At 64.3% G+C, this 16,807-nt stretch carries 13 protein-coding genes; 8 read left to right on the top strand and 5 right to left on the bottom strand.

Features of this window, described 5'->3' with window-relative positions; genetic code table 11:
• The first annotated feature begins 18 nt into the window (after positions 1–18).
• A complete protein-coding gene (locus AC07SI_RS03350; RefSeq protein WP_495005092.1) occupies positions 19–2,307 on the top strand; it encodes a TonB-dependent receptor in 2,289 nt (762 codons plus the stop codon).
• Positions 2,308–2,309: 2 nt separating this feature from the next.
• A complete protein-coding gene (locus AC07SI_RS03345) occupies positions 2,310–3,512 on the top strand; it encodes a dipeptidase (RefSeq protein ID WP_120448707.1) in 1,203 nt (400 codons plus the stop codon).
• 55 nt (positions 3,513–3,567) lie between these two features.
• Here the strand turns inward: AC07SI_RS03345 and AC07SI_RS03340 are convergent, their stop codons facing one another.
• Positions 3,568–4,245 (bottom strand): nitroreductase, encoded by a 678-nt coding sequence (locus AC07SI_RS03340; RefSeq protein ID WP_495005091.1) that lies wholly within the window; start codon positions 4,243–4,245, stop codon positions 3,568–3,570.
• A gap of 95 nt (positions 4,246–4,340) precedes the next feature.
• Between AC07SI_RS03340 and AC07SI_RS03335 the strand changes: the two genes are divergently transcribed.
• Positions 4,341–5,240, top strand: coding sequence for a LysR family transcriptional regulator (locus AC07SI_RS03335; RefSeq protein ID WP_495005090.1), 900 nt, complete (start codon positions 4,341–4,343; stop codon positions 5,238–5,240).
• Here AC07SI_RS03335 and treS read toward each other — a convergent pair.
• Positions 5,237–7,303, bottom strand: coding sequence for a maltose alpha-D-glucosyltransferase (gene treS, locus AC07SI_RS03330; RefSeq protein WP_495005089.1), 2,067 nt, complete (start codon positions 7,301–7,303; stop codon positions 5,237–5,239). The two genes, AC07SI_RS03335 and treS, sit on opposite strands and share 4 nt — an antisense overlap.
• An 85-nt stretch (positions 7,304–7,388) precedes the next feature.
• Entirely contained in the window at positions 7,389–8,168 is a 780-nt protein-coding gene (locus tag AC07SI_RS03325; protein WP_065908295.1) for an AraC family transcriptional regulator, read from the bottom strand.
• A 187-nt stretch (positions 8,169–8,355) separates the two neighbouring features.
• Between AC07SI_RS03325 and AC07SI_RS03320 the strand changes: the two genes are divergently transcribed.
• From AC07SI_RS03320 to AC07SI_RS03300, 5 genes are all read left to right on the top strand, one after another.
• Complete coding sequence (locus AC07SI_RS03320; RefSeq protein WP_495005088.1) at positions 8,356–9,981, top strand: APC family permease; 1,626 nt, start codon at positions 8,356–8,358, stop codon at positions 9,979–9,981.
• A 12-nt stretch (positions 9,982–9,993) separates the two neighbouring features.
• On the top strand, positions 9,994–10,920 hold the full coding sequence (locus AC07SI_RS03315) for a 4-hydroxyproline epimerase (protein WP_262133509.1): 927 nt from the start codon (positions 9,994–9,996) through the stop codon (positions 10,918–10,920).
• 40 nt (positions 10,921–10,960) lie between these two features.
• On the top strand, positions 10,961–11,908 hold the full coding sequence (locus AC07SI_RS03310; protein ID WP_065908289.1) for a dihydrodipicolinate synthase family protein: 948 nt from the start codon (positions 10,961–10,963) through the stop codon (positions 11,906–11,908).
• Positions 11,909–11,969: 61 nt separating this feature from the next.
• Entirely contained in the window at positions 11,970–13,541 is a 1,572-nt protein-coding gene (locus tag AC07SI_RS03305; RefSeq protein ID WP_495005087.1) for an aldehyde dehydrogenase (NADP(+)), read from the top strand.
• A 3-nt stretch (positions 13,542–13,544) separates the two neighbouring features.
• Positions 13,545–14,789, top strand: a complete 1,245-nt coding sequence (locus AC07SI_RS03300) for an NAD(P)/FAD-dependent oxidoreductase (RefSeq protein ID WP_495005086.1) — start codon at positions 13,545–13,547, stop codon at positions 14,787–14,789.
• On the opposite strand, the gene AC07SI_RS03295 is transcribed toward AC07SI_RS03300, so the two are convergent.
• Together AC07SI_RS03295 and AC07SI_RS03290 are read right to left on the bottom strand one after the other, a co-directional pair.
• The gene (locus tag AC07SI_RS03295; protein ID WP_495005085.1) at positions 14,786–15,706 is read right to left on the bottom strand and encodes an ADP-ribosylglycohydrolase family protein; all 921 of its coding nucleotides are present in this window, start codon (positions 15,704–15,706) and stop codon (positions 14,786–14,788) included. The two genes, AC07SI_RS03300 and AC07SI_RS03295, sit on opposite strands and share 4 nt — an antisense overlap.
• Before the next feature lie 51 nt (positions 15,707–15,757).
• A complete protein-coding gene (locus tag AC07SI_RS03290; protein WP_213553765.1) occupies positions 15,758–16,741 on the bottom strand; it encodes a GlxA family transcriptional regulator in 984 nt (327 codons plus the stop codon).
• Between the last annotated feature and the right edge of the window lie 66 nt (positions 16,742–16,807).

Here is a 16,807-nt window from a genome sequence, read left to right as displayed (position 1 = left end):
CTTTGCCAAGGACAGACAATGATTGCTCAGTACCGTAAAACCCTGCTCGCCAGCCTGTTGCTGGCCGATTCCAGTTGGGCGGCGCAGGCCGCCAGTTCCACCGAACCGCAACTGAGCAAAGTCGAGGTGGTCGGCGCGCGCGTGACCGAGGCCAGCGCCGCCATCGGCGAAGACAAGATCAGCAATACCCTGACCATTTCACACCAGGCGTTGCTGTCGGCACCGGCCGGTACCTCGGGCCTGAAAATGCTCGAGGCGCTGCCCGGTTTTAATGTGCAGGTCAACGATGCGCTGGGCTTGTATGAATTCGGCAACTCGGTGTTCGTGCGCGCGTTCAACCTGCAGCAGATCGGTTTTTCCATCGACGGTGTGCCGTTGGGGCGCACCGACCAGTTTGGCGGCAGCCCGATCTATCGCTACGTCGACAACGAAAACACCGAGCGGGTCACCGCCTCCACCGGCGCCGGCGATGTCTCGCAATCGGGCTACGCGTCCCTGGGCCCGTATGTGGATTACCAGACCAGCAACCCCACGGTCGAGCCCGGCGCAAGCCTCTCCTACACCCTGGGCAGCGACAGCCTGCGGCGCAGTTTCGTCAAGCTGCAAAGCGGTGAGTACCAGGGCCTGTCGGCGTATTTCAGCCGTTCGAAAATCGACGGTGACCTGTGGCGCGGTCCCGGCACCATTGACCGCGAGCACCTGGAAGCCAAGGTGCGCTACCGCTTCGGTGATCGTGATGAGGTATGGCTGCGCGCGGTGCACAACGCGTTCTACGACTATGACTCGCCGTACGTGAGCATCGCCCAGTACGACGGCAGCGCCAACGACCCGTTCGGCCGCTCGGGCCGTTACTTCGCCTACCTCGGCAGCCTGCCCGACTTGCCCGAGACCGTGCCCGGCGTGCGCTACAGCAACACCAACTACAACCAGTTCTACAAGCAGGCGGTCAACCAGCGGCGCGACACCTTGTACAGCCTCGGCGGCCAGTTCGAGATTCGCCCCGACCTGCTCAACTACACCACGCTGTACTACGAGGCCAAGAAAGGCTTTGGCGTATCCCCCGAGGCCTACGCCACTTCCCTGGCGCTGCACAATGCCGAAGGCAACGTCCATGGCCTGTTCGCACCTCGCGGCGTGCAATACGGGTTGTCGTCCCTCAGCGGCCATCGATTTGGCGGCCGCACCGGCCTGCAATGGGAGGTCGGCCAGCACCAGATCGACACTGGCCTGTGGGCCGAGACCGATGTGTTCAACCGTCAACAGGCGCGCTACAACCTCACCGACGGCAGCCCGGCCGGCGAACCGTTGTTCAATGAGCCGGTGCACCTGCAAGGCGATTTCAGCTCCACTCGCGACTCACTGCAGTACCACCTCAAGGACACCTGGACACTGCTCGATGATCGCCTGCGCCTGCAGTACGGGTTCAAGAGCCTGCACCTGAAATACCGCATCGAGGGCTACCGCAATGCCGGCGACTACATCAACAACCGCCAGCCGCGTATCGCGACCCAGTGGAACGACGCGTTCCTGCCCCAGGCCGGGTTGGTCTACAACCTGACCGACGACACCCAGGTGTTCGCCTCCTACTCGGAAAACATGGCGCTGCCGCGGGGTGCCGACGATATCTTCCGCGCCGCCAGCCCCAGCGCACCACCGCCGGAAGCCGAACGCGCGAAGAACTATGAAGTCGGCTACCGCATCAATCGCCCGAGCTTCAACGCTGCGTGGGCGCTGTACCGCACCGACTTCGACAACCGCCTGCAAGCCTTCGCCTCGCCGGTCCCCGGCAGCAGCCAGGTCGAAACCTACTACCAGAACGTCGGCAAGGTGCAGGCCTACGGCAGTGAACTGAGCGGGCAATGGAAGCTGCCGTACCTGGCTGACAAAGTCGTGCTCAACGGCAACCTGACCTACAACACCTCGACGTTCCAGAACGACGCCGGCGGCCTTTCGATCAAGCACAACGAGGTACCCGACAGCCCGCGCTGGCTGGCCCAGGCCGGCGTCACCTATGAGTTGGCGCCGTGGGCAGTGCTGAATTTCTCGGCGCGCTATATCGGCGAGCGCTACAGCAACTTCACCAACAGCGAATCGGTACCCGGCTACACCCTCTACAACGCCTACCTGGACCTGGGTGGCGAGCGCCTGCATTACGGGCCGCTGAAAAATGTGAAGGTGCGCTTCAACATCGACAACCTGTTCGACAAGGACTACCTGGGCTACATCCTCACCAGCACCAGCGGCCCCGCGGTCTTCCGCCCGGGCTCGCCGCGCACCTTCCAAAGCACCCTGAGCATGGAGTTCTGAACATGAACAAGCGCCTGCTGCTGCTCGCCTTGCTGCCGTTGTTGGCCAACGCCGACACCGTGGTCAGCCCCGCGACCCTGGCCCTGCACCAACGCCTGCTGGTACTCGACAGCCACCTGGATACCCCCCTGACCCTGACCCGCCCCGGCTGGAACATTCTCGAACGCCATGACTACCGCCAGGATGGCAGCCAGGTCGACCTGCCGCGCATGCGCGAAGGTGGCCTGGACGGTGGTTTCTTCGCGGTGTACACGCCCCAGGGCCCGCGCACCGAGGAAGGCCGTGCATATGCCAGCGCCTATGGGCTGGCGACCCTGACCCGCATCCGCGATGTGATCGACCGCAATCCCGACAGCTTCGCCCTGGCCCTCACCGCCGACGACGCCCGCCGCATCGCCGCCGAGGGCAAGCGCGTGGTCTTCATCAGTATGGAAAACGCCGACCCGCTCAGCTCCGACCCCGCGTTGCTCAACACCTACTATCGCCAGGGTTTGCGCATGCTCGGCCTGGTGCATTTCATGAACAACGACCTGGCCGATTCCGCCACCGCACTGCCCGAATGGAAAGGCCTGAGCCCCAAGGGCCGCGACCTGGTGCAACGGGCCAACCGCCTGGGCATCCTGCTGGATGTGTCGCATGCCAGTGATGCGGTGTTCGACCAGATGCTGGCGTTGTCCAGCGCGCCGATCATCGCCTCGCACTCCAGCAGCCGCGCGGTCAACCCGCACCCGCGTAACCTCGACGACGCCCGCGTGCGCCAACTGGCGGCAAAAGGTGGCGTGATTCAGGTCAACGCCTACAGCGACTACCTGATCCCGCTGACACCCAACCCGGAGCGCAACAAAGCCATGGCCGCGCTCGGCGCACGCTTTCACAACCTCGCCGCCCTCAGCCCGGAACAAATCAAGGACCTCTACCAGGAACGCGACACGATCAACCAGCGCTTTGCCCAGCCCAAGGCCGACCTCGATGTCTTCATGCAGCACCTGCTGCACCTGCTGGAAGTGGCCGGCCCGGATCATGTCGGTATCGGTGCGGACTGGGATGGCGGCGGTGGCGTGAGCGGATTGGAAGACGTCAGCCAATTGCCGGTGGTAACCCAGCGCTTGCTGGATGCCGGTTACAACGAGCAGCAGGTGGCGAATATCTGGAGCGGGAATCTGCTGCGGGTGTTGCAGGCGGCGCAGGCGCGCGCGCAACCCTGAAGGCGCAACGTGCTGGAGCGCTGGCGAGCGCGCTCCAGCCGTTCACTGGCGGGGCTCAGTAATGCCTCACCACGCTGTCCTCCAACGTGGCGCGGCCCACCTCGACAAAATTGGAGGCAGAATGCGCATCGGCATAGCCGAATGAAATGCCGAACATCAGCTTCAAGTCCTCACTCACCCCCAACACCTCCCTCACCGTATCGGCATACATCCCCAACAAGGTCTGCGGAATTCCGCCTAGCCCGCGCGCCTGCAACGACAGCAGGAAGGTCTGCGCATACATGCCGATATCGCCGGCCGAACGCACGTGATCGCCGATGTGCGGCATGAACAAGAAGGCCACGTGGGGAGCATCAAAGAACGTCAAGTTGTGGCGCAGGCAGGCCAGGCGCGCGGCGTGGTCATCACGGCCGATATCAATCGCCTCATAGCGGGCGCGACCACTGTCTTGCGCACGTTGGGCGAACACGCCGGTATAGGCGTCGATGTCGAACTCGAAATCGGCGGTGAAGTGCTGGCGGTTGTCGGCGTCGAGCAATGCGGCCGAGAGACGGTCACGGGTGTGGCCACTGACGATGTGCACGTGCCACGGCTGCGTGTTGCAGTTGGACGGGCTGTGCTGGGCGTCGAGCAGCACGCGATTGATCTGTTGCTCGGTCAACGGCGTCGATAAAAACTGCCGCGTTACACGACGACTGCGGGCAATGTGCTGGAAGATTTCTGGCGGGTTCATCGGAGGTCTCCTGGAAAAGGTGCTAGCCTATTCGCCACCCTTATCAAGATAAACAGACCACTAATTGACACATTAACAACTGAAAGTGATGAATGATGGATAAATTTCGCGCCATGCACGTCTTCGTCACGGCTACAGATGCCGGCTCCTTCGCGGGCGCCGCCAGCACGCTGAGGTTGTCACCCCAGATGATCGCGCGCTACATCGATCACTTGGAACAGCACCTGCAAGTGCGCTTGTTGAACCGCACGACTCGGCGCCAGCAACTCACCGAGTTCGGTCGCGCCTACTACACGCGCTGCGTGCGCGTGCTGGCGGATGTCGAAGCCGCGGATGCGCTGGCGCTGGAGTCGCATGCCCAACCGATGGGCGCGCTGAAGATCAGCGCGCCGCAGAACTTTGGCGCGCAGAGCCTGATGCCGGTGATCAACCACTTCCTGGCGCAGCATCCGCGCGTCGAGATCGACCTCGACCTGACCGACCGCTACGTCGACCTGATTGCCGAGGGCATAGAGGCGGCATTTCGCATCGGCGATCCCGGCGTAGCCGACAGCACCAGCCTGGTGGTACGGCCATTGCGCCCCTACCAACTGCTGGTATGCGCGTCACCGGCCTACCTGCAGGCACACGGCACCCCCGCACAGCCGAGCGACCTCGCCGACCATGCCTGCCTGGGGTATGTGTTCACCGACCGCGTGATGGATAAGGAGTGGACGTTCATCCGCCACGGCAAAGCCTACCCGGTGCAGGTGGGCAGCCGGTTGCGGGTCAACAGTGCCGACGCGCAGCTCAAGGCGGCGATTGCCGGCTTTGGCGTGGTGATGGCAGCACTCGACCTGTTGGCCCCGGCACTCGCCAGCGGCCAACTGGTGCGGGTGCTGCCCACGTTTGAAGGGCCCTCCAAGCCCATGAGTCTGATTTACCCCGCCGACCGCCAGCGCACCGCCAAGCTGCGGCATTTTATTGATGAAGCGATGGCGGCATTCGGGCCTTAGAGCATCGGCGAACTGCTGACCACCCGCAACGCCAGCCCCTCATACGCATCCAGGGTGATGGTGAACTCGCCTTCGGCAGTGAGATCGCCCTCCACCCGCTCGTTGATGATGTCCACCACCATCCCGGCCGCGATGTCGGGCAGGTGCAGGGTTTCGGTGATCGGCGTGGCGCCGAAGTTCAGCGCGGTAATCTGCGTGCCTTTACCCGCCGGCAAGTCGTGGACCATCACCAGCAGGCCGGGATGCTGCACGTCCGGCACCAGGATCTGGCGGCTCGCCGCGATGTCGTAGGCGCGGCGTACGGCGAGGATTTTCTGCAGTTGCGAGGCGAATGACTCAGGGTCCTGCAACTGGCTGTTCAGGCTGCCGTAAAGGCTTTTCGCGCGCGGTATCTGCCCGGCGGACAGTTCGGCCTCAGGGTTCAGGTCTACCAGGTCATAGGCGCCGCGATGAATCCAGCGCGTGTCGCCGTCCTGCATCAAGTGCGCCACCTCATCGGCAGACAAGGGCAGCGCACCCACCAGGTCCCAACCCGACAAGGCAAATACTCCCGGCTGCATGGCGTTGTACATCACCAACAGCAAATGGATCTGGCGAATCTGCTGGATATCCGCCGGGGTAATCGCCTCCAGGTCACGAATGCCCAACGCCGCCGTGATGATGCTGGCGGTGGTACAGGACACCCCATTGGTGACGAACTTGAGGTTGTAGGGCGCATGCTCGCCGGCCAGGCGCTCGTACATCTGCTCGCGGATGTGCTCGCGCAGGATGTTGCCGGGGAAGGTCTGGCCCTGGTAGAGGAAGGTGTCGTGGGCGTGCAGGGTCCAGAAGTGCACCAGCTCGAGAGTCAGTTCATCGTGGTTTTGCAGCGCGTGGATCAGCGAGCCTGGGTCGATGCCCTGGCGATGCATTTCGCGCAGCATCAGGCGCAGGAATTCGGCATCGCCCATCAGCAGCGCATGCTGGTACGCGGGACGGGTGATGAAGTCATAGGACAGGTCGGCGCCGCCATGGGACATCGATGCGATGTCATCTACGGTGAGGTTCAATTCCTGGAAACTGAAGCCGCCCGCCTTGCGAATCGCGCCGCCAAGCAGCTGGTTGCCGGTGATCGACAGCGGATGGCTTTCCGACCAGGCCGTGCCATCGAGCTTGCGCTCCACCCCGAGGAAGCCGTTGGCATCCAGGCGCAGGATTTTCGCGCCCATCACGTCGATGGCATGCAAGGCATCGCCAATGATCATCTGCTGGGCGGCGAAGGTCGGGTCGAGCCAGTTCAGCGATGGCTGGCCTTCCTTGAAGTAATGCAGGTACACCCAGCGACGCGGCTTGCCATCCACGCCGATCACCACCTGGGTGGCGCTCCAGTCGGTCTCTTTCACGCCCGGCTCGAAGAAGATCACCCGCTGCAGCTGGCCGACGATGTAGTGCTTGTCGCGCAGCGCATCCACCTGCGCAGGGCTGAGGTTCTGCGCATCGCGCCCTTCGGCCACGTCGGGCAGCAACGGCCAGTCTTCCTCGCGGATCTCGACCATGTGGTACAGGCCGGGATAATCCTCGTAGGCCATCTCGGCCAGGCGAAAGTCCGCGCCCTTGCCGGTGTGGGACGGAATCACATCGTCGATGATCACCGCATTGTGCGCCGCGGCCATGCGCGTCAACGCCTGCAACTGCGCCTCGGTGCCCAGCTGCGGGTCGATCTCGAAGCTGATGCGGTCGAAATTGCCGTCAATGGTCGGCGTGTGCGTGCTGCCGGTCAGGCCGCCGGATTTCTTCAGCGGGCCGTTATGGATGCCCTGTATGCCGATTTTCGACAGCGCATGCCACAGGCTCTCGTCCCCCAGCGCCTCCAGCACCGTACCGCCCTCGCGGGTCACTATCGACGCCGGGTAGGCGGTAAACCACACCGACGACAACGCCGACGCATCGCGCGGCCGGGTCTGCGCGTACGGCTGCTGCCACAACCGGCCCTGCCCCGAATAGAGCTTGGCGCGCTGGCGAGCCGCATGCAGCATCGATTGTTCTACCAGCCAGTTCACATGGTTGTTTTCAGCCGCCGTCATAAGTTTGGTACCTGTCGTTGTGAAACATTACTCGTAGACATATGAGGCGTACGCGGGCCATTCGTTGCATTGCGATGTTCGGGGGCTAATCCGGTCCGCCGGTCGCCTGCCGATACTGCCTCGGCGTAAACCCCGTCGACGCCTTGAACTGGCGGGTAAACGCGCTGTGGTCGGTGTAGCCACATTGCAGCGCCACCTCGGTAATCGGCATGTCCGAGTGCAACAGCCGGTGGGCGTGTTCCAGGCGCACTTTCTGGATCATCTGCCGGGGGGTGAGGTGGAACACGCGCTTGCAGTAACGCTCCAGCTGGGCCACGGAAATACCGGCGATCCGCGTCAGTTCACCGAGGGTCACGCGGCGGTTGAAGTGCGCGCGGATGTGCTCGTCCACCGCTGCCAGGCGCTGGTAGGCCGGGTGGGTTTCGCTGGCCGATTGCAGGTCGACCGAGAGGCCGGCCAGGCCGATGATTTGGCCGGTGTGGTTGTACAGCGGCCATTTGTGGGTCAGGCACCAGCCCGGTTCGCGGGTGCCGTAGAGGTGCAGTTCAAGTTGGTCTTCGAGCACAAAGCCTTCTTGCAGCACGCGCCGATCCTGCTCGGTGTAGCCCGGCCCCAACTGCGCGGGGAACACCTCGGCGCTGGTCTTGCCCAGCAGCGGCTGCAGCTGCTTGAGGCCGCAGCGTTGCACCAGGGTGCGGTTGGCGAGGAGGTAACGGGCGTCCATGTCCTTGATGAAGATCGCGGCGTTGGGGATCACATCCAGCATCGGCAGCAGCTGGGCGACGCCGGCCAATAGCTGCTCGATGCTGTGCGGGCGGCTGGCCTCGCTCCCTTGGCAAAGGGTCGCAAATGCGCTGTGCAGCATGGTTTCTCTCCCCACTTTCTGACGCGGACGCCGAGCAGATTGCCGCATGCCCGGGGCGCTGTCGAGCGCGGAAAACTGTGCTGAATTCGTCATTCGCGCTTGCGCAAAACATCAATCGGCGCCCTGCCGATGCGTTCACGATAGCGCCACTGCATGCCTATCCAATAACTCACAAGAAGGCGACGCTATGTCAGGTCAAGGCAAGTTCAAGAAGCAACTTTCGTTGATGGACCTCACCTTTATCGGGTTGGGTGCGATCTTTGGTTCCGGCTGGTTGTTCGCGGCCAGCCACGTCTCGGCAATCGCCGGTCCGGCCGGGATTTTTTCCTGGTTGATCGGTGGTTTCGCGGTGCTGCTGCTGGGCATCGTCTACTGCGAACTGGGCGCGGCATTGCCTCGCGCCGGCGGCGTGGTGCGTTACCCGGTGTACTCCCACGGCCCGTTGCTGGGCTACCTGATGGGCTTTATCACGTTGATCGCGTTTTCCAGCCTGGTCGCCATTGAAGTGGTCGCCTCGCGCCAATACGCCGCCGCGTGGTTTCCCGAGCTGACCAAGGCCGGCTCCAGTGACCCGACCACCCTCGGCTGGCTGGTGCAATTCGCCCTGCTGTGCCTGTTCTTCGTGCTCAACTACCGCAGCGTGAAGACCTTTGCCATCGCCAACAACCTGGTGAGCGTGTTCAAGTTCATCGTGCCGTTGCTGGTGATCGGCGTGTTGTTCACCTTCTTCAAGCCGGCGAATTTCCAAGTGCACGGCTTTGCACCGTTCGGCCTCTCGGGTATCGAGATGGCGGTGTCGGCCGGCGGGGTGATTTTTGCCTACCTGGGGCTGACGCCGATCATTTCGGTGGCCAGTGAAGTGAAGAACCCGCAACGCACGATTCCGATTGCGCTGATCCTCTCGGTGCTGTTGTCGACCGCCATCTATGTGCTGCTGCAGACCGCGTTTCTCGGCGGCGTACCCACCGAAATGCTCGCCAACGGCTGGGCCGGGATCAGCAAGGAACTGGCGCTGCCGTACCGCGATATCGCCCTCGCGCTGGGTGTGGGTTGGCTGGCCTACCTGGTGGTGGCCGACGCGGTGATTTCGCCCAGCGGCTGCGGCAACATCTACATGAACGCCACGCCGCGCGTGGTGTACGGCTGGGCGCAGACCGGCACGTTCTTCAAGATTTTCACGCGCATCGATGAGAAATCCGGCATCCCGCGCCCGGCGCTGTGGCTGACCTTTGCCCTGTCAGTGTTCTGGACCCTGCCGTTCCCGTCCTGGGAAGCGCTGATCAACGTGGTGTCCGCCGCGCTGATCCTCAGCTACGCCGTGGCCCCGGTGACCGTCGCCGCGCTGCGTCGCAATGCGCCGGGAATGGCGCGGCCGTTCCGGGTCAAGGGCATGGCGGTGCTCGGCCCGCTGTCGTTCATCATTGCCGCACTGATCGTGTACTGGTCGGGCTGGAGCACCGTGTCGTGGCTGCTGGGCCTGCAGATCCTGATGTTCGTGGTGTACCTGCTGTGCGCCCGCTGGGTACCGACCGCGCACCTGAACCTCAAGCAACAAGTGCGCTCGTCGGCGTGGCTGATCGGTTTCTACGCAGTGACCATCCTGCTGTCCAAGCTCGGCAGTTTCGGCGGCATCGGCGTGCTCAGTCATCCGTTCGACACCGTCGTCGTCGCGGTCTGCGCCCTCGGCATCTACTACTGGGGCGCCGCCACCGGCGTGCCGGCCCACCTGGTGCGCCTGGAACACGAAGCGGATGAAAGCGAAGCCGTCGACGAGTCGCCGTCCCACGCACCGCTGGCCCCGGCTACCCACTGATTGGAGCGTTTTATGAAGCGACTGCATGTGATCGACTCCCACACCGGCGGCGAACCAACGCGCCTGGTGATGAGCGGTTTCCCCGCCCTGAGCGGCGCCACCATTGCCGACCAACTGGAACACCTGCGCAGCGAGCATGACCAATGGCGCCGCGCCTGCATCCTGGAACCGCGCGGCAACGACGTGCTGGTCGGTGCGCTGTATTGCGCGCCCGTTACACCGGGTGCCACCTGCGGAGTGATCTTCTTCAATAACGCCGGCTACCTGGGCATGTGCGGTCACGGCACGATTGGCCTGATCGCGTCCCTGCACCATCTGGGCCGGATCACGCCGGGCGTGCACACCGTGGACACCCCCGTCGGCCCGGTGGCCGCGACGCTGCACGCCGACGGCGCGGTGACCCTGCGCAATGTGCCCGCCTACCGCCATCGCCGCCAGGTCGCCGTGGACGTGCCGGGCCATGGTGTAGTGCTGGGCGATATCGCCTGGGGTGGCAACTGGTTTTTCCTGGTGTCCGAGCATGGCCAACGCCTGCAGATGGACAACGTCGACGCCCTCACCGATTACACCTGGGCGATGCTCAAGGCCCTGGAAACCCAGGGCATCCAGGGTGCGGATGGCGCGCCGATCGACCATATCGAACTGTTCGCCGACGACGCCGAAGCCGACAGCCGCAATTTCGTGATGTGCCCCGGCAAAGCCTACGACCGCTCCCCGTGCGGCACCGGCACCAGCGCCAAGCTGGCGTGCCTGGCCGCTGACGCCAAGCTCGCGCCCGGTGAAACCTGGGTACAAGCCAGCATCACCGGCAGCCAATTCGAAGGCCGCTATGAATGGGACGGCGAGCGAGTGCGCCCGTTCATCACCGGCCGCGCCTACATCACCGCCGACAGCACCTTGCTGATCGACGCGCAAGACCCTTTTGCCTGGGGCATTTGAGCCCATCCCTTTTGATTGAACGTGGTTAGGAGTTAACCCAATGAGCGACAACATCTTCACCGGCTGCATCCCTGCCCTGATGACCCCGTGCACCGCCGCGCGCACGCCTGACTTCGACGCCCTGGTTGCCAAGGGCCGCGAGTTGATCGATATCGGCATGAGCGCCGTGGTCTATTGCGGCTCCATGGGTGACTGGCCGCTGCTGACCGAAGCCGAGCGCCAGGAAGGCGTCGCGCGCCTGGTGGCCGCCGGGGTGCCGACCATCGTCGGCACCGGTGCGGTCAACAGCCGTGAGGCCGTTGCCCATGCTGCCCACGCGGCGAAGGTCGGTGCCCATGGCTTGATGGTGATCCCGCGCGTGCTTTCGCGTGGTGCCTCCGCCACCGCACAGAAGGCGCACTTCTCGGCGATCCTCAAGGCCGCGCCCAACCTGCCGGCGGTGATCTACAACAGTCCTTACTACGGCTTCGCCACCCGTGCCGAGCTGTTCTTCGAACTGCGCCGCGAACACCCGAACCTGATCGGCTTCAAGGAGTTCGGCGGCGGTGCCGACTTGCGCTACGCGGCAGAACACATCACCTCCCAGGACGACAGCGTGACCCTGATGGTCGGCGTCGATACCCAAGTGGTGCACGGTTTCGTCAACTGCAACGCCACCGGCGCGATCACCGGCATCGGCAACGCCCTGCCGCGCGAAGTGCTGCACCTGGTGGCGCTGAGCAAGCAAGCGGCCAAGGGCGATGCCAAGGCCCGCCGCCTGGCGCGCGAGCTGGAAGCTGCGCTGGCGGTGCTGTCGTCCTTCGACGAAGGCTGCGACCTGGTGCTGTATTACAAGCACCTGATGGTGCTCAACGGTGACCAGGGCTACGCCTTGCATTTCAACCCGAGCGATGTGCTCAGCGAAGCCCAGCGGCGCTATGCCGAGGCCCAGTACGCGCTGTTCCGCCAGTGGTACGCCGACTGGTCGGCCGAGCAGAACCGCGACTGATGCGTGACGCGCCGCCGTGGTGCTCACGGCGGCCATCCTCTCTTTTCTCCAGGAAAACCCCATGACTCTGACGGGCAAAATGCTGATCGGCCAGCAACTCCTTGGCGGCACGCGCGATGGGATCCGGGCCATCAATCCCGCCACCGACGCGCCCTTGGAGCCGGCCTACGCCGGTGGCAGCGGCGAGAATGTCGAGCAGGCGTGCGCACTGGCGTGGGCCGCCTTTGATCGCTACCGCGAGACTTCATTGGCGCAGCGCGCGCAGTTTCTCGAAACCATTGCCGAAAACATCGAAGCCTTGGGCGATGCGTTGATTGAGCGCGCGGCGGCCGAAACCGGTTTGCCGGTGCCACGGATCCAGGGTGAGCGTGGCCGCACCTGCGCGCAGCTGCGCACCTTTGCACGGACCGTGCGCGCCGGTGAATGGCTGGACGTGCGCGTCGACACTGCGCAGCCGCAACGCCAGCCACTGCCGCGTGCGGATTTGCGTCAACGCCACGTGGCGCTGGGCCCGGTGGCGGTGTTTGGCGCGAGCAATTTCCCCCTGGCCTTTTCCGTCGCTGGCGGTGATACCGCATCGGCACTGGCGGCCGGTTGCCCGGTGATCGTCAAGGCCCACGCGGCGCATCCCGGCACCAGCGAGCTGGTCGGCCGCGCCGTGGCCAAGGCGGTCAACGATTGTGGCTTGCCCGAGGGCGTGTTTTCCCTGCTTTACGGTTCGGGCCGCGAAGTGGGCATCGCACTGGTGACCGATCCGCGCATCAAGGCCGTCGGCTTTACCGGTTCGCGCAGCGGCGGCATCGCGCTGACCCAGGCGGCACAGGCGCGGCCGGAGCCGATCCCGGTGTATGCGGAAATGAGTTCGATCAACCCGGTGTACCTGTTTGCAGCGGCGCTCGAAGCACGCAGCGCCGCCCTGGCCCAGGGGTTCGTGGCGTCGCTGACCCAGGGTGCCGGACAGTTCTGCACCAACCCTGGATTGGTGATTGCGGTTCGGGGCCCGGCCCTGGATCGGTTCATCCAACAGGCGGCAGACCTGCTGTCGCGCAGCGCAGCACAGACCATGCTCACACCGGGTATTTTCAGTGCCTTCCAAGCCGGTGTCGGTGCCTTGAGCCAGCACGCCAAGGTGGTGGCACACGGCGTGCCGGCGCAAGGTCCCAACCAGGGCCAGGCGCACCTGTTTGTGACCGAAGCCAGCGCCTTCCTGGCCAATGAACACCTGCAGGCCGAAGTGTTCGGCGCGGCGTCGCTGATCGTGGCGTGCGCTGACAATGAAGAAGTGCGCCAGGTGTCCGAACAGCTCGAAGGCCAGCTCACCGCCACGCTTCAAATGGATGAAGCCGACCTGGCAAACGCCAAGGCGCTGCTGCCGGTGCTGGAGCGCAAGGCCGGGCGCCTGCTGGTCAATGGCTGGCCGACCGGCGTGGAAGTATCTGATGCCATGGTGCATGGCGGGCCATTCCCGGCCACCTCGGATGCCCGCAGCACGTCCGTGGGCACGGCGGCGATCCTGCGTTTCCTGCGGCCGGTGTGCTATCAGGACTTCCCCGACGCCTTGCTGCCGACGGCGCTGCAACAGGGCAACCCGTTGCTGCTGCGCCGCCTGCTCGATGGCCAACGGGAGGCCTGAACAATGCCAGAGCGTACAGAGATCGCCGTGGTCGGCGCCGGCATTATCGGGGTCGCCTGCGCTTTGCAGCTGGCGCGCCAAGGGCGCCAGGTGGTGGTGATCGACTTGCAGGCACCCGGCATGGGCGCCTCTTATGGCAACGCCGGCCACTTGGCCACCGAGCAGGTGTTTCCGATTGCCGACGCGTCGATCCTCAAGCGCTTGCCCGGCATGCTGATGGACCCGATGGGCCCGCTGCGCCTGGACTGGAAATACCTGCCACGCGCCCTGCCCTGGTTTATCCGCCTGCTGCTGAACCTGCGCCCGACCCACTACCGGCTTACGGTGGCGGGCATCCGCGCGTTGAACGAAGCCAGCCTGGCGGCGTGGCAACGCTTGCTGCACAGCATCGACCGCGCGCAACTGCTGCGCGAAGACGGCTCGCTGCTGGTATTTGAACGTCCGGAGTCGCGCGCGGCGCTGGAGGCGGTGCAGGAGCGCATGCGCCAGCAGCAGGTGCCGGTGACCTTCTGGACCGGCGATGCAATCCGCCAGGCGGCGCCGCAATTGAGCGATGCCATTCTGGGCGGGCTGTTTTTTCCGAGTACCGGGCACTTTCTCGATCCCTATCAGGTGGTCTGCGAGCTGGTCGAGGCGGCGAAAGCTGCGGGTGTGCAGTTTCTCCAGCGTCAGGTGCTGGACGGCCGCACAGATGATCAAGGCGTTACGCTGAGCACCGATCAAGGGCGATTGGCCGCGCGTCAGGTGCTGATCGCCTGTGGCGCCCACTCGGCCAGGCTCACTGCGGCACTGACGGGCAAAACCGTGCCGCTGGACACCGAGCGTGGCTATCACCTGATGCTGCCGCATGAGCATCAGCGCCTGCCCTTCGCGGTGACCTCCCTGGAGCGCAAATTCATCATGACACCCATGACGGGCGGCCTGCGCCTGGCCGGCACGGTGGAATTCGCCGGGCTGGAGCGCCCGGCCAACATGCAGCGCGCCTGGCAGCTGCATCGACTGAGCAAAGGCCTGTTTCGTCAGGACCTGAGCCAGGAAGGTGCGACGCCCTGGATGGGTTTTCGACCGTCGCTGCCGGATTCGCTGCCGGTGATTGATCGAGTGTGTGACGGCAAGGTGCTGCTGGCGTTTGGTCACCAGCACCTGGGGTTGACGCAGGCGGCGGTGACGGCGGAGATGGTTGGCGCGTTGGCAAGCGGCGATCAGTTGCAGTCGGGCTTGGCACCCTATCGACTGGACAGGTTTTAAGCCGCCGGGTTGTCGGTGGAGGCCTTCAACAGTGCCTCCGCCATTTCCTCGATGTCGTCACGCATGCACAATTTTTCCAGCCAGCCGGCCGGAATCCCTTGCACGCCATAATGCGCGCCGGCCAGCTGGCCGACGATGGCCGCCGTGGTGTCGGCGTCATCCCCCAGGTTGGCGGCCGCCAACACCGCCTCGGCGAAGCTGTCCGTGTTGAGGACGCACCAGAGCGCGGCTTCCAGCGACGCCACTGCGTAGCCGGAGCCGGTGATTTGCTCGCGGGTTTTTTCGCGGTAGCCGCCTTGGGCAATCGCCAGCACTTTGGGCGCCTGCAGCCCGGTACTTGGGATGGTCAGCCATTGCTCTTTGGCGGCGCCGCCTAACGCCCCGGCGATGGCCCGCGCGAGCATCACGCAACATTCGATCGCTTCCTGGGCGCCGTGTGTGGTCCGCGAGCTTTGGCGGGAAAAGTCCTCGATACGCTGAAGGTCTGGAAAGTAAAACAGCACCACGGGCGCCAGGCGCATCATCGAACCATTGCCGGCCGAAAACGGCGCGGTCGAACCGGCAAACGGGTCGCCGTGCTGTTGGAACGCCGACAGCGCCTCACGCACGGTCATGCCGATATCGAAACAATCACCCGTCGAACTCAAGTAGCCCCACGTCCACCAGTTCAGGTACCGGGCCATCTGGTCCGCCGCGTCAAAGCCGTTCTTGCGCAGGAGGCTCTCGGCCAGGCAGAGCGCCATGGAGGTGTCGTCGGTCCACTGTCCCGGCTTGAGCTGGAAAGGCCCGCCGCCGACCATATCGGTGACCGGCGCAAACGTGCCGCGCGGCATGAATTCGACTGTCGTGCCCACGGCGTCACCACACGCCAGCCCCAGCAAGCTGCCGCGATATCGATCGATAAGCGTGATGGTCATTAGCTCTCCTTGACTGAGCATTCGTGCGGATTTTTGTCTACCGCGCCCATGCTACTTGACCAACCGCTTCTCCTTCGAGGGGCGATATCCGAAATACGCGCTGTAGCACTTGCTGAAATGGCTCGGCGAGACAAAGCCGCAGGCCACCAGCACTTCCACCTGTGACAACTCGGTGTGCTGGAGCAAGCGCCGCGCTTCGGTCACGCGCAGTTCCATGTAGTAGCGCTGCGGCGTGGTGCCCAGTTGCTCCTTGAACAGGCGCTCGAGCTGGCGTCGCGAGCGCCCGGCGTAGACCGCGAGCTGGTCGAGTTCCAGCGGTTCCTCGAGGTTGGCGTCCATCAGTTTCACCACCTCACGCAGGGGGGCGCTGACGCTGACATTTTCGGTCGGCTTGATGCGCCGGTAGCGCGACTCTTCGAAGGCCAGGATGTCTTCGATGCCTTCGACCAGGGCCTTGCCGTGCAAGGCCTTGATCCAGTCCAGGGCCATGTGGAAGGCGCCGGAGGGGCTGGAGGCGGTCAGGCGGTCGCGGTCGATCACGTAGGGTTCGCTGGTGACGTGGGTGGCCTTGGACACTTCGGCGAGGGCCGGCCGATGTTCGGGGTGGATGGCGCAGCGATAGCCTTGCAACAGGCCCGCACGCCCGAGGAACCACGCGCCGTTCCACAGCCCGGCGAGTTTCACGCCCTGCTCGGCAGCGCTTCGCAGCAGGTGGATGAAGTCTTCGCTGGCCTTGAGTTCGGTGCGAAAGCCGCCGCAGATCACCAGCAGCTCCAGATCCTGCAGCACTGACGAGCCCAGGCGTGCATCAGGACGAATGACCAGCCCGAGGTCGCTGATCACTTCGTCATCCGCGCAAGCAAAGGTGCGCGTGGCGAACAGTTCAGGCCGCAGCAGGTTGGCGGTGACGAAGGTGTCGAGGGTCTGGGTGAAGGCCGGCAGCGAAAAGTGTTCGAGCAGCAAAAAGCCGACGCGGGTGAGCGGCGCCGGCTGCCGCGAGGTTTCGTTGAGGTAGCGCAGGTTCTTGCCTTGCATGCCACCGCTGAATTGGCGTCTTTCCATCGAGGGTTGGCCCACGTTTATTGTTGATGCAGTGGGCGC

The sequence above is a fragment of the Pseudomonas sp. GW821-FHT05D12 genome (assembly GCF_059419825.1).
Note: the sequence above shows the minus strand (reverse complement) of the source record. Positions and strands in the feature narration are given on the sequence as shown.

What these genes read in the sequence shown, in the direction of transcription:
- AC07SI_RS03350 (WP_495005092.1), top strand. Translation starts at nt 19, where the DNA reads ATGATTGCTCAGTACCGTAAAACCCTGCTCGCCAGCCTGTTGCTGGCC.
- AC07SI_RS03335 (WP_495005090.1), top strand. Translation starts at nt 4,341, where the DNA reads ATGGATAAATTTCGCGCCATGCACGTCTTCGTCACGGCTACAGATGCC.
- AC07SI_RS03305 (WP_495005087.1), top strand. Translation starts at nt 11,970, where the DNA reads ATGACTCTGACGGGCAAAATGCTGATCGGCCAGCAACTCCTTGGCGGC.
- AC07SI_RS03320 (WP_495005088.1), top strand. Translation starts at nt 8,356, where the DNA reads ATGTCAGGTCAAGGCAAGTTCAAGAAGCAACTTTCGTTGATGGACCTC.
- AC07SI_RS03290 (WP_213553765.1), bottom strand. Translation starts at nt 16,741, where the DNA reads ATGCAAGGCAAGAACCTGCGCTACCTCAACGAAACCTCGCGGCAGCCG.
- AC07SI_RS03310 (WP_065908289.1), top strand. Translation starts at nt 10,961, where the DNA reads ATGAGCGACAACATCTTCACCGGCTGCATCCCTGCCCTGATGACCCCG.
- AC07SI_RS03315 (WP_262133509.1), top strand. Translation starts at nt 9,994, where the DNA reads ATGAAGCGACTGCATGTGATCGACTCCCACACCGGCGGCGAACCAACG.
- AC07SI_RS03340 (WP_495005091.1), bottom strand. Translation starts at nt 4,245, where the DNA reads ATGAACCCGCCAGAAATCTTCCAGCACATTGCCCGCAGTCGTCGTGTA.
- AC07SI_RS03345 (WP_120448707.1), top strand. Translation starts at nt 2,310, where the DNA reads ATGAACAAGCGCCTGCTGCTGCTCGCCTTGCTGCCGTTGTTGGCCAAC.
- AC07SI_RS03300 (WP_495005086.1), top strand. Translation starts at nt 13,545, where the DNA reads ATGCCAGAGCGTACAGAGATCGCCGTGGTCGGCGCCGGCATTATCGGG.
- treS (WP_495005089.1), bottom strand. Translation starts at nt 7,303, where the DNA reads ATGACGGCGGCTGAAAACAACCATGTGAACTGGCTGGTAGAACAATCG.
- AC07SI_RS03325 (WP_065908295.1), bottom strand. Translation starts at nt 8,168, where the DNA reads ATGCTGCACAGCGCATTTGCGACCCTTTGCCAAGGGAGCGAGGCCAGC.
- AC07SI_RS03295 (WP_495005085.1), bottom strand. Translation starts at nt 15,706, where the DNA reads ATGACCATCACGCTTATCGATCGATATCGCGGCAGCTTGCTGGGGCTG.